At 54.4% G+C, this 24,754-nt stretch carries 23 protein-coding genes; 13 read left to right on the top strand and 10 right to left on the bottom strand.

Translation table 11 applies throughout. The features are described 5' to 3' along the window. Positions 1 to 182 precede the first annotated feature (182 nt). Both purN and purM read right to left on the bottom strand, forming a co-directional pair. Positions 183 to 821, bottom strand: a complete 639-nt coding sequence (gene purN, locus ABVN36_RS14165) for a phosphoribosylglycinamide formyltransferase (protein ID WP_001028589.1) — start codon at positions 819 to 821, stop codon at positions 183 to 185. Further along, positions 821 to 1,858 (bottom strand): phosphoribosylformylglycinamidine cyclo-ligase, encoded by a 1,038-nt coding sequence (gene purM, locus ABVN36_RS14160; protein WP_000130477.1) that lies wholly within the window; start codon positions 1,856 to 1,858, stop codon positions 821 to 823. Before purM ends, purN begins: the two co-directional genes overlap by 1 nt. Positions 1,859 to 2,271: 413 nt before the next feature. Between purM and upp the strand changes: the two genes are divergently transcribed. The 3 genes from upp to ABVN36_RS14145 all read left to right on the top strand — a co-directional run bounded on the left by upp (position 2,272) and on the right by ABVN36_RS14145 (position 5,071). Continuing rightward, positions 2,272 to 2,898 carry a uracil phosphoribosyltransferase gene (gene upp / locus ABVN36_RS14155; RefSeq protein ID WP_000706208.1) on the top strand — a complete coding sequence of 209 codons (627 nt, stop codon included), beginning with the start codon at positions 2,272 to 2,274 and terminating at the stop codon, positions 2,896 to 2,898. 87 nt (positions 2,899 to 2,985) lie between these two features. After that, entirely contained in the window at positions 2,986 to 4,275 is a 1,290-nt protein-coding gene (gene uraA / locus ABVN36_RS14150) for a uracil permease (RefSeq protein WP_023138795.1), read from the top strand. A gap of 94 nt (positions 4,276 to 4,369) precedes the next feature. Continuing rightward, the gene (locus tag ABVN36_RS14145) at positions 4,370 to 5,071 is read left to right on the top strand and encodes a DnaA inactivator Hda (protein ID WP_061835882.1); all 702 of its coding nucleotides are present in this window, start codon (positions 4,370 to 4,372) and stop codon (positions 5,069 to 5,071) included. A 26-nt stretch (positions 5,072 to 5,097) separates the two neighbouring features. On the opposite strand, the gene arsC is transcribed toward ABVN36_RS14145, so the two are convergent. Both arsC and bepA read right to left on the bottom strand, forming a co-directional pair. Then, the gene (arsC, locus tag ABVN36_RS14140; RefSeq protein WP_000132650.1) at positions 5,098 to 5,457 is read right to left on the bottom strand and encodes an arsenate reductase (glutaredoxin); all 360 of its coding nucleotides are present in this window, start codon (positions 5,455 to 5,457) and stop codon (positions 5,098 to 5,100) included. A gap of 39 nt (positions 5,458 to 5,496) precedes the next feature. Further along, on the bottom strand, positions 5,497 to 6,960 hold the full coding sequence (gene bepA / locus ABVN36_RS14135; protein ID WP_000489631.1) for a beta-barrel assembly-enhancing protease: 1,464 nt from the start codon (positions 6,958 to 6,960) through the stop codon (positions 5,497 to 5,499). A gap of 207 nt (positions 6,961 to 7,167) precedes the next feature. On the opposite strand from bepA, the gene ABVN36_RS14130 reads away from it, so the two are divergent. The 4 genes from ABVN36_RS14130 (at position 7,168) to ABVN36_RS14115 (ending at position 12,180) form a co-directional block, all read left to right on the top strand. Further along, the gene (locus tag ABVN36_RS14130) at positions 7,168 to 8,235 is read left to right on the top strand and encodes an AI-2E family transporter (RefSeq protein ID WP_000892056.1); all 1,068 of its coding nucleotides are present in this window, start codon (positions 7,168 to 7,170) and stop codon (positions 8,233 to 8,235) included. A gap of 276 nt (positions 8,236 to 8,511) precedes the next feature. Then, positions 8,512 to 9,699, top strand: coding sequence for a sugar diacid recognition domain-containing protein (locus tag ABVN36_RS14125; protein ID WP_023138796.1), 1,188 nt, complete (start codon positions 8,512 to 8,514; stop codon positions 9,697 to 9,699). Between the two features lie 67 nt (positions 9,700 to 9,766). Beyond that, the gene (locus ABVN36_RS14120; protein WP_000200859.1) at positions 9,767 to 11,035 is read left to right on the top strand and encodes a GntP family permease; all 1,269 of its coding nucleotides are present in this window, start codon (positions 9,767 to 9,769) and stop codon (positions 11,033 to 11,035) included. A gap of 5 nt (positions 11,036 to 11,040) precedes the next feature. Next, positions 11,041 to 12,180 (top strand): glycerate kinase, encoded by a 1,140-nt coding sequence (locus tag ABVN36_RS14115; RefSeq protein WP_000706377.1) that lies wholly within the window; start codon positions 11,041 to 11,043, stop codon positions 12,178 to 12,180. 46 nt (positions 12,181 to 12,226) lie between these two features. On the opposite strand, the gene bcp is transcribed toward ABVN36_RS14115, so the two are convergent. After that, positions 12,227 to 12,697 carry a thioredoxin-dependent thiol peroxidase gene (gene bcp / locus ABVN36_RS14110; RefSeq protein WP_001068686.1) on the bottom strand — a complete coding sequence of 157 codons (471 nt, stop codon included), beginning with the start codon at positions 12,695 to 12,697 and terminating at the stop codon, positions 12,227 to 12,229. Then, complete coding sequence (locus ABVN36_RS14105; RefSeq protein WP_000189061.1) at positions 12,697 to 13,269, bottom strand: glycine cleavage system transcriptional repressor; 573 nt, start codon at positions 13,267 to 13,269, stop codon at positions 12,697 to 12,699. The genes bcp and ABVN36_RS14105 overlap by 1 nt, the downstream gene beginning before the upstream one ends. A gap of 145 nt (positions 13,270 to 13,414) precedes the next feature. On the opposite strand from ABVN36_RS14105, the gene dapA reads away from it, so the two are divergent. The 5 genes from dapA to tmcA all read left to right on the top strand — a co-directional run bounded on the left by dapA (position 13,415) and on the right by tmcA (position 19,260). Next, complete coding sequence (gene dapA / locus ABVN36_RS14100) at positions 13,415 to 14,293, top strand: 4-hydroxy-tetrahydrodipicolinate synthase (RefSeq protein WP_000494020.1); 879 nt, start codon at positions 13,415 to 13,417, stop codon at positions 14,291 to 14,293. Between the two features lie 16 nt (positions 14,294 to 14,309). Then, complete coding sequence (gene bamC, locus ABVN36_RS14095) at positions 14,310 to 15,344, top strand: outer membrane protein assembly factor BamC (RefSeq protein ID WP_000331880.1); 1,035 nt, start codon at positions 14,310 to 14,312, stop codon at positions 15,342 to 15,344. Positions 15,345 to 15,518: 174 nt separating this feature from the next. After that, positions 15,519 to 16,232 carry a phosphoribosylaminoimidazolesuccinocarboxamide synthase gene (gene purC / locus ABVN36_RS14090; RefSeq protein WP_001171630.1) on the top strand — a complete coding sequence of 238 codons (714 nt, stop codon included), beginning with the start codon at positions 15,519 to 15,521 and terminating at the stop codon, positions 16,230 to 16,232. Positions 16,233 to 16,362: 130 nt separating this feature from the next. Then, positions 16,363 to 17,226, top strand: a complete 864-nt coding sequence (locus ABVN36_RS14085) for a neutral zinc metallopeptidase (RefSeq protein ID WP_001267523.1) — start codon at positions 16,363 to 16,365, stop codon at positions 17,224 to 17,226. A 15-nt stretch (positions 17,227 to 17,241) separates the two neighbouring features. Continuing rightward, the gene (gene tmcA, locus ABVN36_RS14080) at positions 17,242 to 19,260 is read left to right on the top strand and encodes a tRNA cytosine(34) acetyltransferase TmcA (RefSeq protein WP_023138797.1); all 2,019 of its coding nucleotides are present in this window, start codon (positions 17,242 to 17,244) and stop codon (positions 19,258 to 19,260) included. A gap of 26 nt (positions 19,261 to 19,286) precedes the next feature. On the opposite strand, the gene ABVN36_RS14075 is transcribed toward tmcA, so the two are convergent. The 3 genes from ABVN36_RS14075 to ABVN36_RS14065 are packed head-to-tail and all read right to left on the bottom strand — an operon-like array spanning position 19,287 to position 21,002. Continuing rightward, the gene (locus tag ABVN36_RS14075) at positions 19,287 to 19,487 is read right to left on the bottom strand and encodes a YpfN family protein (protein ID WP_000383842.1); all 201 of its coding nucleotides are present in this window, start codon (positions 19,485 to 19,487) and stop codon (positions 19,287 to 19,289) included. 27 nt (positions 19,488 to 19,514) lie between these two features. Further along, entirely contained in the window at positions 19,515 to 20,642 is a 1,128-nt protein-coding gene (gene dapE / locus ABVN36_RS14070; RefSeq protein ID WP_001277825.1) for a succinyl-diaminopimelate desuccinylase, read from the bottom strand. Positions 20,643 to 20,645: 3 nt separating this feature from the next. Continuing rightward, a complete protein-coding gene (locus ABVN36_RS14065; protein ID WP_023138798.1) occupies positions 20,646 to 21,002 on the bottom strand; it encodes an ArsC family reductase in 357 nt (118 codons plus the stop codon). A 412-nt stretch (positions 21,003 to 21,414) separates the two neighbouring features. On the opposite strand from ABVN36_RS14065, the gene ypfM reads away from it, so the two are divergent. Continuing rightward, the gene (gene ypfM, locus ABVN36_RS14060; RefSeq protein WP_001386977.1) at positions 21,415 to 21,474 is read left to right on the top strand and encodes a protein YpfM; all 60 of its coding nucleotides are present in this window, start codon (positions 21,415 to 21,417) and stop codon (positions 21,472 to 21,474) included. A 101-nt stretch (positions 21,475 to 21,575) separates the two neighbouring features. On the opposite strand, the gene acrD is transcribed toward ypfM, so the two are convergent. Continuing rightward, positions 21,576 to 24,689, bottom strand: coding sequence for a multidrug efflux RND transporter permease AcrD (gene acrD, locus ABVN36_RS14055; RefSeq protein WP_023138799.1), 3,114 nt, complete (start codon positions 24,687 to 24,689; stop codon positions 21,576 to 21,578). Positions 24,690 to 24,754: the final 65 nt, after the last annotated feature.

Here is a 24,754-nt window from a genome sequence, read left to right as displayed (position 1 = left end):
CTATACTCCGTTTTATTCACGGGACACTGCCTGATGATTATGGCGAGCATTACGCGTTAATGTCCAACTGCGCCAGAAAAATATGACAATAAACTGATAGCATAAAGGAAGGGAAAAGAGTAGGCCGGATAGGCATTTATGCCGCCATCCGGCAAGCAGACGCAGTCCTGTTCGATGACGTATTATTCGTCAGACGCATAACCTTGCGGCGGCAGACGACGCCCGTCCAGCCAGGCGGCGTTATCGCGCATCTTTAGACGCCCCTGCGCAAACCAGCTAATCACCAGCGGATAAATCGCATGTTCCTGAGTCTGTACGCGTGCGGTGATATCATCTTCGCTGTCGTCGGCAAAAACCGGCACCTTCGCCTGGAGAATGACCGGGCCGCCGTCGAGTTCGTCTGTCACGAAATGCACCGAGGTACCGTGCTCCTCATCGCCGTTTTCCAGCGCCTGGCGATGGGTATGCAACCCCGGATATTTTGGCAGCAGGGAAGGGTGAATGTTCAGCAGACGCCCGTAGTAATGCGCGACAAACATCGGACTCAGAATACGCATAAAACCGGCCAGCACGACCACATCGGGCGCATACGCGTCTATCTTGCGAATCAACTCGCGATCGAAGGCGTCGCGGCTGTCAAACCGATCGGCAGTCAGCGCTTGCGCCGGAATGCCGGCTTCTCTGGCGCGTTCAAGGCCGAACGCGTCGGCCTTATTGCTGAATACTGCCCTGAGGGTGCCTTTAATTTTCTTCGCTTCGCAGGCATCGATAATCGCCTGTAAATTGCTTCCATTGCCGGAAATCAGCACCACAATATTCATTATTCAATAACCACACGCTGTTCGGAATCAGAGGCTTTGATGATACCGATTTTCCATGCGTTTTCACCTTTCTCGTTTAGCAGAGCAAGCGCTTTGTCCGCTTCCGGAGCGGAGAGCGCAATCACCATGCCGACGCCGCAGTTAAAGGTACGGTACATTTCATGTCGGCTGACATTACCGGCGGTTTGCAGCCAGGTAAAGATGGCGGGCCACTGCCATGACGACTCATTAATTACCGCCTGGGTATTCTCCGGCAGAACGCGCGGAATATTTTCCCAAAAGCCGCCGCCGGTGAGGTGGGCGATAGCGTGCACATCGACGTTTTCAATCAGTTCCAGAACCGATTTTACGTAGATACGGGTCGGTTCAAGCAGATGATCGGCCAGCGGCTTCCCTTCCAACAGAGTGGTTTGTGGGTCGCAGCCGCTAACGTCAATAATTTTCCGCACCAGCGAATATCCATTCGAGTGCGGGCCGCTGGAGCCGAGCGCAATCAGCACGTCGCCTTCGGCAACCCGGGAGCCGTCGATGATTTCTGATTTTTCGACTACGCCGACGCAGAAACCCGCCACATCGTAATCTTCGCCGTGATACATGCCCGGCATTTCCGCCGTCTCGCCGCCGACCAGCGCGCAGCCGGATTGCAGGCAGCCTTCGGCAATACCGTTGATCACGCTGGCGGCGGTATCGACATCCAGTTTACCCGTGGCATAGTAATCGAGGAAAAACAGCGGTTCCGCGCCCTGAACGACCAGATCGTTTACGCACATCGCCACCAGATCAATACCGATAGCGTCGTGACGCTTTAAGTCCATCGCCAGGCGAAGTTTGGTGCCTACGCCGTCAGTGCCGGAAACCAGTACCGGTTCACGATATTTTTGCGGCAACGCGCACAGCGCACCGAAACCGCCCAGACCGCCCATAACCTCCGGGCGGCGAGTTTTCTTCACTACGCCTTTGATTCGATCAACCAGAGCGTTACCCGCATCAATATCGACGCCGGCATCTTTATAGCTAAGAGAGGTCTTATCGGTCACTGCCTGGTTCCCCACGTTTTTTCTTGCGGTAAAAGTTAAATTCGGCGCAATTCTAACAGGGAAAGCAAACGTTTGCGAGCGTGGTCTGCGCCCTGGATATCCGGACGATTTTTTTGGCATGGTTTCGGTCGCTGCTTGAAAATTTCTCTGTTGGTAAAAAAGAAAAGGATATCCAGCACTTGGTTTACGACAGGTGGCCTGGACAGGCTATTCACCCTTAAAATTGCTAAGATTCAATCGGTTGTTAGCCTTTATCGCCTGTTTCAACGTGAGTGATTTATACTCACTTTTCCACTATCAGCGCTTTTGGTTGATCCAGGTCAAGCATACATTGTGTTGCGTCAGAGAGGAAAAGCGGTATAATCCGGCGATTTTTTTTGTGGTTGCCAGTCATCTGAGGATAGGAGAAGAGTATGAAGATCGTGGAAGTCAAACACCCACTCGTCAAACACAAGCTGGGTCTGATGCGTGAAAACGACATTAGCACTAAACGCTTTCGTGAACTCGCCTCAGAAGTAGGCAGCCTGCTGACGTATGAAGCGACAGCCGACCTGGAAACGGAAAAAGTCACCATCGAAGGCTGGAATGGCCCGGTGGAAATCGACCAGATCAAAGGTAAAAAAATTACCGTTGTGCCGATTCTGCGCGCGGGTCTGGGTATGATGGAAGGCGTTCTGGAAAATGTACCGAGCGCGCGTATCAGCGTAGTCGGGATGTACCGTAACGAAGAGACGCTTGAGCCAGTACCTTATTTCCAGAAACTGGTATCGAACATTGATGAGCGCATGGCGCTGATCGTCGACCCGATGCTGGCGACCGGCGGTTCTGTCATCGCGACCATCGACCTGCTGAAAAAAGCAGGCTGTAGCAGCATTAAGGTGCTGGTGCTGGTCGCCGCGCCGGAAGGCATTGCAGCGCTGGAAAAAGCGCACCCGGACGTTGAACTGTACACCGCCTCTATCGATCAGGGGCTTAACGAGCACGGATACATTATTCCGGGGCTTGGCGATGCCGGCGATAAGATTTTTGGTACCAAATAAGTGAATAAATAATTAAAAGCCGACTTTAAGAGTCGGCTTTTTTTTGAATAAAACAACTCATAACAAACACACTTAGAGGAAAACACTATGACGCGCCGTGCTATCGGGGTGAGTGAAAGACCGCCGCTTTTACAGACAATCCCGCTTAGTTTACAGCACCTTTTCGCCATGTTTGGCGCGACCGTGCTGGTGCCAGTTCTGTTTCATATCAACCCCGCGACGGTTCTGCTGTTTAACGGTATCGGAACGTTGCTGTATCTCTTTATCTGCAAAGGTAAAATTCCGGCCTACCTCGGATCGAGCTTTGCCTTTATTTCCCCGGTACTACTGCTGTTGCCGCTGGGTTATGAAGTGGCGCTGGGCGGTTTTATTATGTGCGGCGTGCTGTTCTGTCTGGTCTCTTTCATCGTTAAAAAAGCGGGCACCGGCTGGCTGGATGTGATGTTCCCGCCTGCGGCAATGGGCGCAATCGTTGCCGTCATCGGTCTGGAGCTGGCTGGCGTCGCGGCGGGGATGGCCGGATTGCTGCCTGCGCAAGGGCAGTCGCCGGACACGAAAACAATTATCATCTCCATGGTCACGCTGGCGGTGACGGTGTTCGGCTCCGTACTGTTTCGCGGTTTCCTGGCGATCATTCCGATTTTGATCGGCGTGCTGGCGGGCTATGCGCTGTCATTCGCGCTGGGGGTGGTCGATACCACGCCGATTGCCCAGGCACACTGGTTTGCGCTGCCGACCTTCTATACGCCGCGTTTTGAATGGTTCGCGATCCTGACGATTCTGCCCGCGGCGTTGGTCGTGATCGCCGAGCATGTCGGTCATCTGGTGGTGACGGCGAATATCGTCAAAAAAGATTTAGTGCGCGATCCCGGTTTGCACCGCTCGATGTTCGCTAACGGACTGTCGACGATCGTCTCCGGTTTCTTCGGCTCCACGCCGAATACCACCTATGGGGAAAATATTGGCGTCATGGCGATCACCCGCGTTTACAGTACCTGGGTTATCGGCGGCGCGGCGATTTTCGCCATTCTGCTTTCCTGCGTTGGCAAACTGGCGGCGGCGATTCAGATTATCCCGTTACCCGTGATGGGCGGCGTTTCGCTACTGTTGTACGGCGTTATCGGCGCGTCGGGGATTCGCGTATTGATCGAATCGAAAGTCGACTACAACAAAGCGCAAAACCTGATCCTCACCTCGGTGATTTTGATCATCGGCGTGAGCGGCGCGAAAGTGCATATCGGCGCGGCAGAATTGAAAGGGATGGCGTTGGCGACCATCGTCGGGATTTGCCTGAGCCTGATTTTTAAACTGATTAGCCTGTTGCGTCCGGAAGAAGTGGTACTGGAGGCAAATGATGCGGAGTCTCCGCATCATTAACAGGTTGCCGGGCAGCGATGCTGCCCGGTTCTATCTCAAGGGAATTATGTGGTAAACTCAGCGCGATTTTATGTCATCCTGGGTTGAGGTATCTCTGAACACACCGGCACAGCTCTCTTTGCCACTTTATCTTCCTGACGACGAAACTTTCGCAAGTTTCTGGCCGGGGGATAACGCCTCTCTACTGGCCGCGTTACAAAACGTGTTGCGCCAGGAACATAGTGGATATATCTACCTTTGGGCGCGTGAAGGCGCGGGCCGCAGCCATTTGCTGCACGCCGCCTGCGCTGAATTGTCGCAGCGTGGAGATGCGGTAGGCTACGTCCCGCTCGATAAACGCACCTGGTTCGTGCCGGAAGTGCTCGACGGTATGGAACACCTCTCGCTGGTGTGTATTGATAACATTGAGTGTGTCGCTGGCGATGAACTGTGGGAGATGGCGATCTTTGATCTCTATAACCGCATTCTGGAGTCTGGTAAGACGCGGTTATTGATCACCGGCGATCGTCCGCCAAGACAGTTAAATCTGGGCTTGCCCGATCTCGCTTCCCGTCTGGACTGGGGGCAAATCTATAAACTCCAGCCTCTTTCCGATGAAGACAAACTTCAGGCGCTACAGTTGCGCGCCCGGTTACGGGGGTTTGAACTGCCGGAAGATGTCGGGCGGTTTTTGCTCAAACGTCTTGATCGCGAAATGCGCACGCTGTTTATGACGCTGGATCAGCTCGATCATGCGTCGATCACTGCCCAGCGAAAACTGACGATCCCGTTTGTCAAAGAGATCCTGAAACTGTAATACGCCGCGACGGCGGCGTTCAACGGTTAACCGAGGATGTCCAGCACCTGCTCAGGCGGTCGGCCAATGCGCGCCTGACCATTTGCCACCACAATGGGGCGCTCCATCAGTTTAGGGTGTTCAACCAGCGCCTGGATTAACGCCTCTTCACTCAGCTGGCTATCCGCCAGGTGAAGCGTCTTATAGAGATCTTCTTTCTGGCGCATCAGTTCGCGCGCGCTGGACATGCCCAACATACGCAGCAGTTCCCGCACAGTGGCGGCGTCGGCGGGCGTATCCAGATAAAGCACCACTTCCGGTTCCACGCCGTTAGATTTCAGCAGGTTCAGCGTGTCGCGGCTCTTCGAGCAGCGCGGGTTATGGTAGATTTTAATCGTGTCGGTCATGAGTTCTCCTTGTGACGCCATCCGGCTAATAAACGGCGATTACATTTTCGTGTATGGCTTGAAGCGTTCCTGTAACTGGCGCAACTGGTCGATACGCGCATCGTAACGCGCCTGTTGCTGACTACCCAGTTTTGCCTGGGCGCTGGCGCTGCTGAGCAGTGAAATTGCCTGATCCAGTCGTCCCGCCAGCGCATAACTTTCAGCGCGTGCCGCCAGCTCCTGATCGCGGTTGTTCAGCGCGGCTTCGGCCTGAGCAAGCAGATCCCAGCCGTTACCGTCATCTTTATGGCTAAAGGTGTAGCGATTCAGAATGGTTTCCGCCGCTTTCGGCTGGCCTCCCTGAAGGTACGCATTGGCGAGGTTTAATTGCAGCACAGGATTAACGCGCAGATCGCGGGCATTTTTCAGGCGATTAATCGCGTCGTTGGCTCTTTTCTGCCCGAGGTCAATATCGGTGGCGAGGTCAAGATACCAGGCATTGTTCGGTTCCGCGCTTAATAGCGGCTGCAACGTTTTGCGCGCTTCATCGTACTTGCTCGCTTCCATCGCCTGCAACGCCCGGCCATATTGCGCCGCATGTTGCTGACGCACGTTGCCTTTAGACCACTGATCCAGTAGGTCGCTGGTGAGCTGGTTACGTCCGGAATTGTACATTCCCAGGGCGCGCGCTTTGGCGAGATAGAAGTCGGCGGAAGATTGCACCACGACCGGGCGCATCTGGTTGGCACGGTTGCGGGCATCCGCAAGGCGGCTTTCCGGTAAGGGGTGAGTGAGCAAAATTTCAGGCGGTCGCGTGGAGTAACGCGCCTGGTCGAGCAGTTTTTCGAGGAAAGAGGGCATCGCCTGTGGGTCAAATCCGGCGCGTTGCAGTACCTGAATACCAATACGGTCGGCTTCTTGCTCATTTTGCTGGGTGAAACTTATCATTCCCTGGCGCGTTCCCGCCAGAGTACCGGTTAGTGCCGCCATACCGGCCTGTGGGCTGGCCATGGCCAGCAAAATGGAACCCAGCGCGCCCACCCAGGTAAGCGGCGCGCTGCGCTTTTGATCTTCCATCGCGCGCGCCAGGTGGCGCTGCGTCACGTGGGAGATTTCATGCGCCATGACTGAAGCTAGCTGGCTTTCGTTATCCGCGTAGCGAAAAAGCGCCGAGTGCAACACCACATTGCCGCCAAAAAACGCGAACGCGTTGATTTCGTCATTATTGATCAAGAAAAAATGGAAGGGCGTTTTGACGGAGTCGGCGTGCGAGACCAGACGCATACCCAGCGCGTTAATGTATTGCACCAGCAGCGGATCGTTGATTAACGGCGCGCTGCCGCGTAGCTGGCGCACATAAAAGTCGCCCATTTGCATCTCTTGTCCGATAGAAAGCGTGCTTCCTGCCGAGGTTCCCATATCGGGCAGCGTGTCGGCAGGGTCGGCAAATGCGGGCGCGACCTGACCGAGAGCCAATGCTGCAATGAGGGTTGCCACCAGGTTTTTTTTCAACTGCCTGAACATAACCTCTATCCTGTTGTTTTGAGATAGCCCTTTGACCAACGTCGTGAAATATCGTTCCACGCTCCGACACTTCATAAGTGTAACTGTGATGAGCACAGACTCACTATTTTAGTTTCCTGAATCAACGATAAAAAGCGAAGTCTTTTTTGTGACATTTCGATACAATTCGGCATCACAATCCCGCAGTTGAGTTCTGGGAAGGGTTTTATGCTCGAAATGTTAATGCAATGGTATCGCCGTCGCTTCAGCGACCCGGAGGCGATTGCCTTGCTGGTCATTCTGGTGGCTGGTTTTAGCATCCTCTTTTTCTTTAGCGGCCTGTTAGCGCCGCTGCTGGTCGCTATCGTACTGGCCTACCTGCTGGAGTGGCCGACGGCGCGCCTGCAGGCGATTGGCTGTTCCCGGCGCTGGGCAGCCTCCATTGTCCTTATCCTCTTTGTCGGCATTCTGTTATTAATGGCGTTTGTGGTGATGCCGATTGCCTGGCAGCAGGGTATTTACCTGATTCGTGATATGCCCGGTATGCTGAATAAACTGTCCGATTTTGCCGCGACCTTGCCGCGACGCTATCCGGCGCTGATGGATGCGGGCATTATTGATGCGATGGCGGAAAACATGCGTACCCGGATGCTTAACATGGGCGATTCGGTGGTGAAGTATTCGCTGGCTTCGTTAGTCGGGCTACTGACGCTGGCGGTATATCTGGTGCTGGTGCCGCTGATGGTCTTTTTCCTGGTAAAAGATAAAGAGCAGATGCTGAATGCCGTGCGCCGCGTGCTGCCGCGTAATCGCGGGCTGGCGGGGCAGGTGTGGAATGAGATGAATCAGCAGATCACCAACTATATCCGCGGAAAAGTGCTGGAGATGGTGGTGGTGGGCGTAGCGACCTGGCTGGGCTTTTTGCTGTTTGGCCTCAATTATTCGCTACTGCTGGCGGTACTGGTGGGCTTTTCGGTCCTGATCCCCTATATCGGCGCCTTTGTGGTGACAATTCCGGTGGTGGGCGTCGCGCTGTTTCAGTTTGGCCTGGGGACGGAATTCTGGAGCTGTTTTGCCGTTTATCTGATTATTCAGGCGCTGGATGGCAATTTGCTGGTACCGGTACTTTTCTCCGAAGCGGTGAATTTGCATCCGCTGGTGATTATTCTGTCAGTGGTGATTTTCGGCGGTCTGTGGGGTTTCTGGGGAGTGTTTTTCGCCATTCCATTGGCGACGCTGATTAAAGCCGTTGTCCATGCCTGGCCGGATGGTCAGGTGACAGATGCCTCATCCTGAGCGGTCTGTACAAAAGTTGTAAAGCGTGAACGACATCATAGTGCCCTGCCGCCATTTTGCGCACGCCTGATGAGGGACAAGCGCTTAGAAAGCCGCTCTTTTTTTTAATGCCGCACCGTGTTGCGGCATTTTTATTGTTGGAACCTACAAAATTCTCGCTGTAAAGCCGCCAAAATTTGGTGACTTAGCCTAAGCATTCTTCTGAGAAATTCGTTAATAAGTGACATCATTGATGCGAGATTGTTTTTTTAATGTGAAGCGATAACGAAACAGGGAATGAGTGTGTTGAGAAAACATTACTTGAAAGGGTATACCGCGCGGCAAATTGTACAGCGAGCCATGAAAATTATTCCTTACTCGGTAAACGTCATGGATGAACATGGCGTCATTATCGCGTCTGGCGAACCTTCGCGGCTTCGCCAGCGTCATGAAGGAGCCATTCTGGCGCTGAAGGAAAACCGTATTGTAGAAATTGATTCCGCTACCGCCAATCAGCTTAAAGGCGTGCGATCCGGCATTAATCTTCCCATCTCTTTTCATGAACAGCTTATCGGCGTGGTCGGCATTACCGGCGAGCCGGAGGTGGTTCGCGCGTATGCCGAGCTGGTTAAAATGGCGGCGGAGCTGGTGATCGAGCATATGGTGCTGATCGAACAGCGACAGTGGGATAAACGCTATCGCGAAGAGCTGATCAACCAATTGATTTTGCGAGAAAATTCAACAGAGTCGTTGCGCTCCATGGCGGCCTATCTGGGCATTGATCTGGCGGTTCCCAGAGTGGTGCTGATTATTGAACTTTCCCAGCCGGATCGCGAAGCGCTGCGCAATGTAATGGATTATTTCGAGAATCACGCGCGCAACCATTTGGTGACGTTTACCGAATTTAATGAATTAATCATTATTAAGCCTATCACGTTAAAAGAGGGAAAGTGGAATACCCGCCAGGAAATGGGGGAATTGCAGATTTTTAAATCATGGGCTGCATCATCGGGCTTTAGCCGTATTTTGGTTGGGGGCTATTTTGCCGGCGAGACGGGATTGCACCGATCTTTGCTCACAGCGAGAGCCACGCAGGCGATGGCGAAAAGACAAAAGCTGCGCAGCCAGTATATTTTTTATCATGACCACGCGCTTCCCGCGCTGCTAAGCGGGCTGTCTGAAAGTTGGCAAGTGCAGGAGTTATCGCGTCTGTGGCTACAACTGGCGCAACATGACGCGAAAGGCGTATTGCAACAGACGCTGCGGACCTGGTTTGAACATAATTGTGACCTGACGCAAACAGCCAAAGCATTGCATATTCATGTGAATACATTGCGCTATCGCTTACAGCGCTGTGAGGATATTACGCACATAAAAATCAACGAGTTAAAAAGTACGCTTTGGCTTTATATCGGTATGGAGCTCCAGGCCGAATCTGTACCGTCCGACAAGTTACCGCTGCCAGGTCGAATCGAAATTTGTTGAAAGCTCCAGCGGATTTTTAGGCGGGTTTTTCCATACTGCGCGCTCCATGTTAAAGGAGGCGCAGTATATGACGTCGATATCCACCCTGGGAGCCATTGCCGCATTGGTTGTGGCCATCGTATTAATTTTAAGAAAAGTGTCGCCAGCCTACGGCATGATGGCGGGCGCGCTGGTCGGCGGTTTGATTGGCGGCGCCGATCTTCTGCAAACCGTGTCGTTGATGGTGTCAGGCGCGCAGGGCATCGTTAATGCCGTATTGCGTATTCTGGCCGCAGGCGTACTGGCGGGCGTATTAATTGAGTCCGGGGCGGCGAATACGATTGCTGAGACGATTGTCCGCAAAGTGGGGGAAACCCGGGCGTTATTGGCATTAGCCATTGCCACACTATGTTTGACCGCCGTCGGCGTATTTATTGATGTGGCGGTGATTACCGTCGCGCCGATTGCGCTGTCGATTGCGCGTAATGCAGGCCTGTCAAAAAGCGCTATTCTGCTGGCGATGGTTGGGGGCGGCAAAGCGGGTAACGTGATGTCACCCAACCCGAACGCTATTGCCGCCTCTGATGCGTTTCATGTTCCTCTTACCTCTATTATGCTGGCGGGCGTGGTTCCGGGCATCGTTGGGCTTATTATCGCCTATCTGTTAGCGAAACGGCTGAATAATAAAGGCGCGGGCGTCGCCGATCATGAAGTGACTCACCATGATGACTCCGTCGCCAGACCCGGTTTTCTGGTGGCGATTAGCGCGCCGCTGGTCGCTATTTTCCTGCTTTCTCTCCGTCCGTTTGCCGGCATTTCCATTGACCCGTTAATTGCCCTGCCCGTAGGGGGATTGGTCGGTCTGCTGTTGATGGGACGCGCGCGCCACTGTAACCAGTACATGGTCGCCGGTCTGATGCGTATGGCGCCTGTCGCTATTATGTTGCTGGGAACCGGTACGCTGGCCGGCATTATCGCTAATTCCGAACTTAAAGATGTCCTGATTCATGGCCTCACCGCTTCGGGATTGCCGTCCTGGCTGCTGGCGCCCGTGTCTGGCGCCATGATGTCAATGGCGACGGCCTCAACTACGGCGGGAACGGCGGTGGCGTCCGGCGTTTTCTCTCCCACGTTACTTGAACTTGGCGTTTCCGCCCTGGCGGGAGCCGCTATGATCCATGCGGGCGCCACGGTGCTGGACCATCTGCCGCACGGCAGCTTTTTCCACGCGACGGGCGGCAGCGTCAATATGCAAATTCATGAACGTTTAAAGCTAATGCCGTATGAAACGCTGGTGGGGTTAGCCATTACCTTTATTTCTACTCTGATGTTCGGTTTCTTTGGTTTTGCAGGATAATCCCTATGAAAATTGTTATTGCTCCTGATTCATTTAAAGAAAGTTTGTCCGCAATGGCGGTCGCTGAGGCGATAGAAAAGGGGTTCCGCGAAATTTATCCTGACGCCGACTACGTTAAAGTGCCCATGGCGGATGGCGGGGAAGGAACCGTACAATCAATGGTGGAGGCCAGCGGCGGGCGTTATGTCGACCAGTGGGTACAAGGCCCGCTTGGGCAACCGGTGGCCGCGCGCTGGGGAATGCTGGGCGATAGCGATACCGCCGTGATTGAAATGGCGGCGGCATCCGGGCTGCATCACGTTTCGCCTGAATTGCGCAACCCGCTTAATACCACCAGCTACGGCACCGGCGAGTTAATCGTCGCGGCGCTGGAGCGTGGCGTAAAGCGTATTATTCTGGGAATTGGCGGCAGCGCGACGAATGACGGCGGCGCGGGGATGATGCAGGCGCTTGGCGTTATATTGCGCGATAAACAGGGGCGCTCGCTTTCTCCGGGCGGCGAGGCGCTGGCGGCGCTGGCCTCTATCGATCTGTCCGGTTGTCACCCATTGCTGCGTAAGGTATCGATAACCGTGGCGTGTGATGTCAACAATCCGCTGTGTGGTCCCCAGGGCGCATCGGCCATTTTTGGCCCACAAAAAGGGGCGACAGCGGAAATGGTGAACACCCTGGACGCGGCGCTGGAAAACTGGGGCCGGCATATTTATCAGGCTACGGGACGTGAGGTGATTAATGCTCCCGGCGCGGGCGCGGCAGGTGGAATGGGCGCCGCGCTTTTAGGGTTGCTCAATGCGGAATTACGCGCCGGCGTAGAGATTGTCGTGGAAACGCTACAGCTTGAGCAGGCGGTTAAAGATGCCGATCTGGTGATTACCGGAGAAGGTCGGCTGGACAGCCAAAGTATTTGCGGCAAGACGCCGATTGGCGTCGCCAGAGTGGCGAAGCGGTATCATAAACCGGTTATCGCGCTCGCCGGTGGGCTGCAACACGATCATCACGTTGTGTATCAACAGGGTATCGATGCGGCGCTGTCGATTTTGTCGCATATCGTTACGTTGCCGGAAGCCTTACACGAGGCGGAATATAACCTGAGCCTGTCGGCGCGCAATGTGGCGGCGATATGGCGTCTGGCGCGGCAAGCCTGACGGCACATTCCCTTTCCAGGCCGCACATCAGCGCGGCCTGAGGCTTTTACGCGTTTTCTTTCAGCCAGTTCAGCACCACATCATGGTGATTGCTGGTTTTAAAATCATTAAAGACGTGTTCAATCTTACCATCAGCGTCAATCAAAAAGCTGATGCGGTGAATGCCGTCATACGTTTTGCCCATAAACGACTTTTCGCCCCAGACGCCGAACTGTTCACACACCTGATGGTTTTCATCGGACAAAAGGGTAAAGTTCAGCAGCTCTTTTTCAGCGAAACGGGAGAGTTTTTCAGGTTTATCGGTGCTGATGCCCAGCACGTCCACGCCTGCTTTTTTGAGCTCGTCCATGTTATCGCGTAAGCCGCAGGCCTGCACGGTACAGCCGGGTGTCATGGCTTTTGGGTAGAAATAAACCAGAACGCGCTGTCCCTGGAAGTCGGTCAAATTTACTTGTTCCCCGTCTTGATCCGGCAAGCTAAATTTCGGTGCGATATCACCGGCTTTCAGTGGATTCATTACTTAACTCCATCCTGTTCATCATGTTGTGAGTAATTGACGACGTTTATACTGCCTTGCGCATTGAGTTCTGTACATAGTGCTTTAAAGGCTTGCTCAATATTTGCGGAATTTTGCGACGCCGGGCTATGTGCGGTGATTTGAATAAATAATTGCGCAGCTTTATCACCTTCAGCCGGCTGCGTGCGGGAGACCAGCTCCGCAATATTCATTTCATGACTATTAAACAGCGCGGTGAATCGCTCAATTAAATGCGGGGAGTCGGCGACCTCAACCTGAACCCATACCGTCGCGGGCATTGCCGGGCGGGGGCGGTCGGACGTCCGTTTCATCACAATCAGCAGATCCAGCTCCGCGCCTTTTAACGGCAATGTCGATTCAATCAAGGTAATCGCGTTCCACGTGCCGGACAACAGCATAATAAACGTGAATTCATCGCCCAGCATCGCCAGTCGGCTGTCTTCGATATTACAGCCGCAACTGCTGACATGGCGAGTAATGGTATTCACAATACCGGGCCTGTCGGCGCCCAGCGCAGTGATAACCAAATAGTGTTGTGATGACGGTGTCAAACCAGTTATTCCTTTGAGCGGTGAGGTAATCTTAAGGAAACCATAAAAAAAACCTGCATACAACAATCAGAACGGCTTTGGTCGCTTGCTTTTATTGCCATACCAAACGTACCATTGAGGGACTTGTTTGCACAGAGGATGGCCCATGTTCACGGGAAGTATTGTCGCGCTTGTTACGCCGATGGATGAGAAAGGTAACGTCAGTAGGTCTTGCCTGAAAAAACTCATTGATTATCATGTCGCCAACGGTACCTCGGCGATTGTTTCGGTTGGCACCACCGGCGAGTCTGCCACGCTAAGCCATGATGAACATGGCGATGTCGTGATGATGACGCTGGAACTGGCTGACGGACGTATTCCGGTTATCGCCGGCACGGGCGCAAACGCGACCGCGGAAGCGATTAGCCTGACGCAGCGTTTTAACGATAGCGGCATTGTTGGCTGCCTGACGGTAACGCCGTACTACAATCGCCCCACGCAGGAAGGTTTGTTCCAGCATTTCAAAGCCATCGCGGAACACACTGACTTGCCGCAAATTCTGTATAATGTGCCGTCCCGTACCGGTTGCGATATGTTGCCGGAAACCGTGGGTCGTCTGGCGGAAATAAAAAATATTATCGCTATCAAAGAGGCGACAGGGAACTTAACCCGCGTTCACCAGATCAAAGAGCTGGTTTCAGACGATTTTATTCTGCTTAGCGGCGATGACGCGTCTGCGCTGGACTTTATGCAACTGGGTGGTCATGGCGTGATTTCCGTTACGGCTAACGTAGCGGCGCGCGAGATGGCTGACATGTGCAAACTGGCGGCGGAAGGGCAATTTGCCGAGGCGCGCGCTATCAACCAGCGTCTGATGCCGTTACACAACAAACTATTTGTCGAACCCAATCCTATCCCGGTGAAATGGGCATGTAAGGCATTGGGTCTTGTGGCGACCGACACGCTGCGCCTGCCAATGACGCCTATCACGGACCATGGTCGTGACATCGTCAAAGCAGCGCTTCAGCATGCTGGCCTGCTGTAAAGTTTAGGGAGATTTGATGGCTTACTCAGTACAAAAGTCGCGCCTGGCGAAGGTTGCGGGTGTTTCGCTTGTTTTGCTGCTCGCTGCCTGTAGTTCCGATTCGCGCTACAAGCGCCAGGTAAGCGGCGATGAATCCTATTTGGATGCCGCGCCGCTTGCTGAACTTCACGCCCCGGCAGGAATGATCCTGCCGATAACGACCGGCGACTACGTTATTCCGGTCACGAAGGGGAGCGGCGCGGTTGGTAAGGCGTTGGATATCCGTCCGCCAGCGCAGCCGTTAGCGTTAGTGAGCGGCGCGCGTACCCAGTTCTCTGGCGATACCGCTACGCTATTGGTGGAGAATGGCCGGAGCAGCACGCTGTGGCCGCAAGTCGTCAGCGTGATTCAGGCGAAAAATTATCCGATTGAAAAACGTGACGATGCCAGCCAGACCCTGACGACCGATTGGGTGAGCTGGAACCGCCTGGATGAAGACGAACAGTATCGTGGACGTTATCAAATCTCGGTGAAGCCGCAGGGCTATCAGCAGGCGGTAACGGTAAAACTGGTTAATCTGGAACAGGCTGGCAAGCCGGTCGCTGACGCGGCGTCGCTGCAGCGCTATAGCACTGAAATGATGAACGTCATTTCCGCCGGTCTGGATAAGACCGCTACGGATGCAGCAAATGCCGCGCAGAACCGTTCCGCCGCAACGATGGATGTGCAGAGCGCCGCTGATGATACCGGTTTACCTATGCTGGTCGTTCGCGGTCCGTTCAACCTCGTGTGGCAGCGCCTCCCGGCCGCGCTGGAAAAAGTGGGCATGAAAGTCACCGACAGCACTCGCTCTCAGGGCAGCATGGCGGTAACGTACAAACCGTTGTCTGACAGCGACTGGCGGGATCTGGGCGCTAGCGACCCGGGCCTGGCATCCGGAGACTATAAATTGCAGGTCGGCGATTTAGATAACCGCAGCAGCTTGCAGTTTATCGATCCTAAGGGGCATACTCTGACGCAAAGCCAGAACGACGCGCTGGTTGCCGTCTTCCAGGCAGCGTTCAACAAGTAATTTAACAGGGCTGGAGTAATCCGGCCCTTTTTTCTGATAAGATACGCAAACGTGTGCGTCGGTACAAAAACGCGATTTAACCGCTATTTCGCACCACAATTACAGGCCGACGTCTCCGGCAGGCGTAGCAGGAAATGAATACTTATCGTTAATTCACACCCAGGAGTGTTAAAGATGCAAAAGCAAGCTGAGTTGTATCGTGGTAAAGCGAAAACCGTATACAGCACGGAAAACCCGGACCTGTTGGTGCTCGAATTCCGCAATGATACGTCAGCAGGGGATGGCGCGCGCATTGAACAGTTTGATCGCAAAGGCATGGTAAATAACAAATTCAACCATTTCATTATGACCAAACTGGCCGAGGCGGGCATCCCGACCCAGATGGAACGTTTGCTGTCTGATACCGAGTGTCTGGTGAAGAAGCTGGAGATGGTGCCGGTTGAATGTGTGGTGCGCAACCGTGCGGCAGGGTCGCTGGTCAAGCGTCTGGGCGTGGAAGAAGGCATGGAGCTTAACCCGCCGATATTCGATCTGTTCCTGAAAAACGACGCGCTGCACGACCCGATGGTGAATAGTTCCTACTGTGAAACGTTCGGTTGGGTAAGTCAGGAAAATCTGGCGCGTATGAAAGAGCTAACCTACAAAGCCAACGACGTACTGAAAAAACTGTTTGATGACGCGGGTCTTATCCTGGTGGATTTCAAACTGGAGTTTGGCCTGTATAAAGGCGAAGTGGTGCTGGGCGATGAGTTTTCGCCGGACGGCAGCCGCCTGTGGGATAAAGAGACGCTGGACAAAATGGACAAAGACCGCTTCCGCCAGAGTCTGGGCGGTCTGATTGAAGCCTATGAAGCCGTCGCGCATCGCCTGGGCGTGAAATTAGATTAATTCCGCTTCTGACCGGAGGGCAACCGCTCTCCGGTATCATCCTTTCCTCATTCTGATAGCGTTTACCTGTGGTAATCCTGCGCCTGACCGCCTACGATCATCTGTATAACAAAGAGAGAATGAGGTGATTATGCGCTGGCAAGGGCGTCGTGAAAGTAACAATGTAGAGGACAGACGTAATCGGCCAGGCGGCCCCTCGCTGGGTGGCCCAGGCTTTCGTCTTCCGCGCGGAAAAGGCGGCATCATTCTGTTGGTGGTGGTGTTGGTCGCAGGGTACTATGGGGTGGATTTAACCGGTCTGTTGACCGGTCAGCCGGTTTCGCAGCAGCAGTCGACGCGTTCGATAAGCCCCAATGATGATGAAGCGGCAAAATTTACCTCGGTGATCCTGGCGACGACCGAAGATACCTGGGGGCAACTCTTTCAAAAAATGGGCCGCGGCTATCAGCAGCCAAAACTGGTGATGTACCGTGGTATGACGCGTACCGGCTGTGGTGCGGGTCAGTCCGTGATGGGGCCGTTTTACTGCCCGGCGGACGGCACCGTCTATATCGATCTCTCATTTTACGATGATATGAAAAATAAGCTGGGCGCGGACGGTGATTTTGCTCAGGGTTATGTCATCGCCCACGAAGTCGGCCACCACGTACAAAAACTGTTAGGTATTGAGCCGAAAGTACGCCAGTTACAGCAAAACGCATCGCAAACAGAGGTGAATCGCCTTTCGGTGCGCATGGAGCTACAGGCGGATTGCTTTGCCGGCGTGTGGGGACACAGTATGCAGCAGCAAGGCGTACTGGAGGCGGGCGATCTGGAAGAGGCGCTCAATGCCGCACAGGCTATCGGCGACGATCGCTTACAGCAACAGGGGCAGGGGCGCGTCGTGCCGGATAGTTTTACCCACGGCACCTCAGAACAGCGCTACAGCTGGTTTAAGCGTGGATTTGACAGCGGTGACCCGGCGCAATGTAATACGTTTGGCAAAAACTTTTGATAAACCGGGGCAGGGATGTCTGATATCGATGCGCTACAGGCGTTAACGTCGCAAATGACACAGGAAGGCATTCGCCGTTTACTGGTCATCAGCGGCGATGCGGCGTGGTGCCGGGAGCGGGCCGAGGCGATACGCGCTGCATTGCCCGGTGACTGGCTGTGGGTCGCGCCTGACGCGCCCGCCCAGCCGTGCTGTACGCCACAGGCGTTACAAACGCTGCTGGGCCGTGAATTCCGTCATGCGATATTTGATGCCTGGCAGGGCTTTGACGCGGCAGCGTTTGCCGCCCTGAGCGGGACCTTGCAGGCCGGAAGCTGGCTGCTTCTGCTGATGCCGCCGTACGAGACGTGGGAAAGCAGGCCTGATACCGATTCACTGCGCTGGAGCGACTGCGCGCAGCCTATCCCCACACCGCAGTTTGCACAGCATCTTAAACGGACTCTTTCCCGCGATCCGCAAACGCTGCTTTGGCGACAGCGCCAGCCGTTTTGCTTGCCATCTTATCCTTCCCGTGAACGCTGGCGACCCGCCACCGGCGAGCCACAGCCGGAGCAGGCGGCTATCTTATCGCGTTTACGTGAAATGCCGCCCGGCGTGGCGACGGTGATTGCCCCCCGTGGACGCGGCAAATCGGCGCTGGCCGGGCAATTCATCTCCCGGATGGCGGGCACGGCTATCGTGACCGCACCGGCGAAAACGGCAACGGATATCCTGGCAGCGTTTGCCGGTGAGCGGTTCTGCTTTATGGCGCCGGATGCGTTGCTGGCGAGCGGGGCAAGAGCCGACTGGCTGGTGGTTGACGAGGCGGCGGCAATCCCCGCGCCGCTGCTGCTGCAACTGGTTTCGCGCTTTCCCCGCATACTACTCACCACCACCGTTCAGGGCTACGAAGGCACCGGACGCGGTTTTTTACTTAAGTTTTGCGCCCGTTTTCCGCAGCTTCACCGCTTCACGCTTCGTCAGCCTGTCCGCTGGGCGCCAGAATGCCCGCTGGAAAATATCGTCAGCGAGGCGCTGATATTCGACGATGAAGCGTTTGCGCAGGCGCCACATGGCGCGATAGCAATCTCGGCGTTTTACCAACAGGCCTGGGGGAAGACGCCCGTGTTGCCGAGGGCTGTGTATCAGTTACTGTCGGGGGCGCACTATCGTACTTCGCCGCTGGATCTGCGCCGAATGATGGATGCGCCAGGACAGCATTTCTTGCAGGCCACGGCGAATAACCGTGTGGCGGGCGCCATCTGGCTGGTCGAAGAGGGTGGGTTATCCGCAGAACTCAGTCACGCTGTATGGGGCGGTTTCCGGCGTCCACGTGGAAATCTGGTGGCGCAGTCGCTGGCGGCGCACGGTAGCGACCCTTTAGCCGCGACGCTGGTTGGGCGTCGCGTAAGCCGTATCGCGGTGCACCCCGCTCGCCAGCGTGAAGGCATCGGTCAGCAGTTGATTGCCTGCGCGTGCGAGCAGGCGGCGCAGTGTGATTATCTTTCCGTCAGCTTCGGCTATACGCCGGAGCTGTGGCGTTTCTGGCAACGCTGCGGCTTTGTACTGGTACGGATGGGCAACCATCGGGAGGCGAGCAGCGGTTGCTATACGGCGATGGCGTTATTGCCGCTGAGCGACGCGGGAAAACGGCTGGCGCAGCAGGAACACCGACGTTTGCGCCGCGATGCGGATATCCTGACGCAGTGGAACGGCGAGGCGATACCGCTGGCGGCGTTAGATGAACAGGCGCTTAATGATGAAGACTGGCGTGAGCTGGTCGGTTTTGCGTTCGCGCACCGTCCGCTACTGACATCGTTAGGTTGCCTGCATCGTTTACTGCAATACAGCGCATTGCCATTACCGGCGCTGAGAGGGCGGCTGGAGGAAAAAGCCAGCGATGCCGAACTGTGCGCCCGGCTACGCATTTCAGGCCGTAAAGCTCTGCTGGCGTTGCAGCGTGCGCAGGCGGCGCAGGCGCTGATTGCGCTGGATGCCGGACGAACGCAGCGTTTGCGCGACGTAATGCCCGGCGGTGGGGACCATGCCGGATAGCGATACCTGTCCGGCATGATATCCGGTTACTTTTTCGGCTGATCTTTCTTCGGCCAGTCTTCTTCATCGTCCCACTTATCGTTAAAATCGCGATGCGGGGGCAGCTCAGGTTTATTGGCAAGGAATTTCTTATGGTCGATGCGTTTGAGATCTTTGATCACATTCAGCAGTACGCCTACCAGAAACACCAATACCAGAATCCACCAATATTTTGCCAGCCAGTCCATGCTTATTTCCTCTTACCGGAACGCTCATCAGGCGACGAGCTGTTCCATAATGCGTTGATACATACGGGCCAGTAGCTGGAGATCGGCGGCATTCACACATTCATTAATTTTATGAATGGTGGCGTTCACCGGCCCCAGTTCTACCACCTGCGCTCCCATACGGGCGATAAAACGTCCGTCGGACGTACCGCCCGTCGTCAGTAATTGCGGTTTAATTTCATTATAGTGCTCAATGGCGTTTACCACCGCGTCCACCAGCTTGCCGCGTGCGGTCAGGAACGGCTGGCCGGAAAGCCACCAGTCTACGGTATAGCGTAGCTGATGCTTCTCAAGCAGCGCATGTACCCGCTCTTTGATCATCTCATCGGTCAGTTCCGTGCTGAAACGGAAGTTAAACTGCACGAACAGTTCGCCGGGAATGACATTATTGCTGCCGGTGCCTGCCTGGATATTGGCTACCTGCATACTGGTGGCCGGGAAAAAGTCATTGCCCCGATCCCACTCGATAGCGACCAGTTCATTAAGAAAAGGCGCAGCGCGATGAACAGGGTTATCCGCCAGATGCGGATAGGCGACGTGCCCCTGAACGCCATGAATAGTGAGGTTACAGGTGAGGGAACCGCGACGCCCGTTTTTGACGACATCGCCCACAATTTCAGTACTGGAAGGTTCGCCGACCAGACAGTAATCCAGCCGCTCGTTACGGGCCATCAGCGCTTCAACCACCTTTACGGTGCCATTTTTTGCGCTGGCTTCCTCATCAGAGGTAATCAAAAACGCGAGGCGGCCCCGGTGATGAGGATGCTGCGCAACAAAACGTTCAGCAGCCACTACCATGGCCGCCAGTGAACCTTTCATATCCGCAGCGCCGCGACCGAACAACATTCCGTCGCGAATCGTAGGCTCAAACGGCGGATTGATCCAGCGATCGACATCGCCAGCCGGTACGACGTCAGTATGCCCGGCGAACGCCAGCGTTTCGCCACGCCCACGCCATGCCCAAAAATTTTGCGTGTCGCCAAAATCCATATGCTCAATGGTAAAACCGATTTTACGCAGGCGTTCAATCATTAATGCCTGACAGCCTGCGTCATCCGGACTCAGGGAGGGGCGACGAATAAGTTGCTGTGTCAGCTCAATAACCGGGCACGACATAGACTACACCTCATCAAAAAACTGCTGATAACGGGATTCACTGAAACCAAGCAGCATAGGCCTCCCGGGCGCGCAGAGCAATGGGCGTTTGATGATTGCCGGCTGTTCAACCATGAGAGCAGCGGCGGAGTCGGCATCGGTAATCCCGCTGCGGTCGCCTTCATCCAGTTTGCGCCATGTTGTGCCGCGCGTATTCAGTAAAGGCTGCCAGCCGAGTTCGGCAATAAAGGTATTAAGAAGAGGGAGGTCTATGCCATCCACACGGTAATCGTGAAAACGATAATCAATGCCATGCTCCTCCAGCCAACGGCGCGCTTTTTTGATCGTGTCGCAATTCTTAATGCCATAGAGGGTAATCATATTGAATCCTTTAACGCGAAATTCGAATAAATAATCAATAGTATCGTCTGCGGGATAATAAGTGTGGCTGTTAATGGTTATTTATCCAGCGCTGATCGGCAATCAATATAACATTGTTGAGTGAATGTGAATAATGATTCCAAAACGTTCCAGATGTGGCTTGTTTATAATTCGCGAGGAAAATCCTATTTTGCGCACATGCAATTGATTGTTTTTTAACCCGATTTGATAAAGTAGTAGAAAAGGTATTAATGTTGCTAAATATTGCAGTAAGTCACATAAAATTTACGGCTACAGCGCCATAGTAATATCATAGACAGCGTAACCAGAGGATATCGCAACAATCGGTTAAATGAACTTCTCTCTATACCGCTAACTACGTAGAATACCCATAATAATAAGAGAGGCTATTATGATTGAACGTGAACTGGGGAACTGGAAAGATTTTATCGAAGTCATGCTTCGTAAATAAATGCCTGGAAGGCACCGCGCTCCCATAGGGGATAAGAAAAGGCGACTCAACGAAAGTCGCCTTTTTTGTGCCCGACACCTCGTATCAGGCTGGCCGGGAGCTTATTCCGGGCGCGGCTTCAGCGGGAAGCGGCGACGTATCAGCACGAAAAACAGGGGTACAAAGAAGATAGCCAGAATGGTTGCTGAGATCATTCCCCCCATCACGCCGGTTCCGACAGCATGTTGGCTACCCGAGCCTGCCCCGGTGCTGGTGGCCATCGGCAATACGCCAAAGATAAACGCCAGCGAAGTCATCAGTATCGGTCGCAGGCGCTGGCGGCTGGCGTACAGCGTGGCGTCTAACAGCGCGTGTCCCTTCTGATTCATTTCGTTGGCGAATTCCACAATCAGAATCGCGTTTTTCGCCGAGAGGCCGATAACGGTCAACAGCCCCACCTTGAAGTAAACATCGTTTTCCAGCCCGCGCATCCAGGTAGCGAGTAGCGCGCCAATGACGCCGAGCGGCACAACCAGCATCACCGAGAAGGGCACCGACCAGCTTTCATACAATGCCGCCAGACACAGGAAGACGACTAATAGCGAAATAGCGTACAGCGCGGGCCCCTGCGCGCCGGAGAGCCGTTCCTGGTAAGACATGGCTGTCCATTCCAGGCCAAAACCGCCCGGTAGCTGATGCACCAACGACTCCATGACATCCATCGCCGTCCCGGTACTGACTCCCGGCGCGGCCTCTCCGACAATTTCTACCGCCGAATAGCCGTTATAGCGTTCCAGACGCGGCGAGCCGGTTTCCCAGCGCGAGGTGGCGAAGGCGGAGAAGGGGACCATGCCGCCATCTTTGTTACGGACATACCAAAGATTAATATCATCCGGCAACATACGATATTTCGCTGCGGCCTGAACATAGACCTTCTTCACGCGACCACGGTCCATAAAGTCGTTGACGTAGCTCGATCCCCAGGCTGTTTGCAGGGTGTCGTTGATATCATCAATCGATACGCCCAGCGCCTGCGCTTTCCGTTGGTCAATATCAATTTGCAGTTGCGGGCTGTCGTCCAGGCCGTTGTGGCGCACGCGGGTCAAGGAACTGTTTTTCCCGGCCAGCTCAATGAGTTGATCTCGTGCGGCCATCAGCGCGTCATGGCCTGCTCCGGCGTGATCCTGTAATTCCATATCAAAACCGGCGGAGCTGCCCAGACCGCTAATTGCCGGCGGGCTGCTGGCGAAGACGCGAGCTTCTTTAATCTGGTTAAACGCTTTTGTCGCCCGCTCAATAATGGCGAACGAGGAGCCGGTGGTGGGATCGCGCGCGTCCCAGTCTTTCAAGCGAACAAACATGCGCGCGACGTTTTGCCCGTTCCCGCCAGGGCCGGAACCGACCGTCGAGAAGACCGACATAATGTTGTCTTTCTCATGGGTGAAATAATAGTTTTCAACCTTTTCAACGACTTTCAGGGTCTGCTGTTGCGTAGAGCCGCTCGGTAGCTGGATAGACGTAGTGAACATGCCCCGATCTTCCTGCGGCAGAAAGGAGGTGGGGAGGCGCAAAAACAGGAACACCATTCCGCCAAGCAACAGAACATAAATCAGAATCCAGCGCAGGCTGCGATGCAAAATTTTCGCTACGCCTTTCTCATAACGTTCGGCATTACGATTGAAGGTACGGTTAAACCAGCCGAAAAATCCGCTCTGCCCGTGCTGCTCGCCTTTGTGCAGCGGTTTTAATAACGTTGCGCACAGCGCCGGCGTCAGGATCATGGCGACCAGCACCGACAGCACCATTGCCGAGACAATGGTAATAGAAAACTGACGATAAATCGCCCCGGTGGTACCGCCAAAGAACGCCATCGGCACGAATACCGCAGACAGCACCATCGCGATACCGACCAGCGCCCCCTGGATTTGTCCCATGGATTTGCGCGTCGCTTCACGCGGCGTGAGCCCTTCTTCGCTCATGATACGTTCGACGTTTTCCACCACCACGATGGCATCGTCGACCAGGAGCCCGATCGCCAGCACCATCGCGAACATGGTTAATGTGTTAATACTGTAGCCGAACGCGTAAAGCACGGAGAAGGTGCCCATTAATACTACCGGCACGGCGATCGTCGGAATCAGCGTGGCGCGAAAGTTTTGCAGGAACAGGTACATCACCAGGAAAACCAGCGCGATAGCCTCCAGCAACGTTTTGACCACATCGATAATCGAGGCTTTGACAAAGGAGGTGGTTTCATACGCGATCTTGTATTCCAGCCCTTGAGGGAAGTACTGCGCCAGCTCGTTGAGGCGATCCAGCACCAGCTTCGCGGTCGCCATTTCGTTTGCGCCGGAGGCCAGCTTAACGCCAAGACCGGAAGCCGGATTGCCGTTAAAACGGCTGAGGTAGTCATACTTTTCCGCCCCCAGCTCCACGGTGGCGACATCGCCCAGTTTGACCTCGGAACCGTCCTGATTAACGCGCAGGGTGATATCGCGAAATTGTTGCGGCGTTTGCAGCAGTGACTGCGCATTAATGGTGGCGTTCAGCGCCTGTTTGTCGACCGAAGGCGTACCGCCAAGCTGCCCGACGGCGATTTGCGCATTCTGCGACTCAATTGCATCGGTCACGTCTTTCGTGGTCATCTGAAAACTATTCAATTTGGCCGGATCGAGCCAGATACGCATAGAGTACTGTGAACCATAAGCGTCAATATCGCCGACGCCGTTGACGCGGCTGAGCGGGTCCTGAATATTACTGGCGACGTAGTCGGCGATATCCTGCTTGTCCATAGAACCGTCGGTAGAGACGAAAGCGATGGTCAAAATATTGGTATCGCCCGTTTTGCGTACCGTGACGCCTTGATCCTGTACCGCCTGCGGCAGTTTACGCATCGCGGACTGTAACTGGTTTTGCACCTGCTGAACCGCCTCATCAGGATCGGTTCCCGCAATAAAGCTCAGCGTGATGGTCGCCTGTCCGGTTCCGCTGCTTTGTGATGACATGTACATCAGATTATCGAGGCCCGTCATATTCTGCTCAATAACCTGGGTTACGGTATTTTCCAGCGTTTGCGCCGACGCTCCCGGATAATTCGCGGTAATACGTACGTTGGGCGGCGCCAGATCGGGATATTGTTCAACAGGTAAAGAGAAAATGGCTAACGCCCCTGTCAGACACAACAGGATAGCCAGCACCCAGGCAAAAATGGGGCGATCGATAAAAAAATTCGCCATTAAAGGGAAACCTCGTGTTTCTACATATCGTTATAGATTTGAACTGCTTCACTGTAGCGGCAAGC

The sequence above is a fragment of the Salmonella sp. SJTUF15581 genome (assembly GCF_043356775.1).
Lineage (GTDB): Bacteria > Pseudomonadota > Gammaproteobacteria > Enterobacterales > Enterobacteriaceae > Salmonella > Salmonella enterica.
The sequence above is the reverse complement of the archived record's forward strand: the minus strand, read 5'-3'. Positions and strand labels throughout refer to the sequence as shown.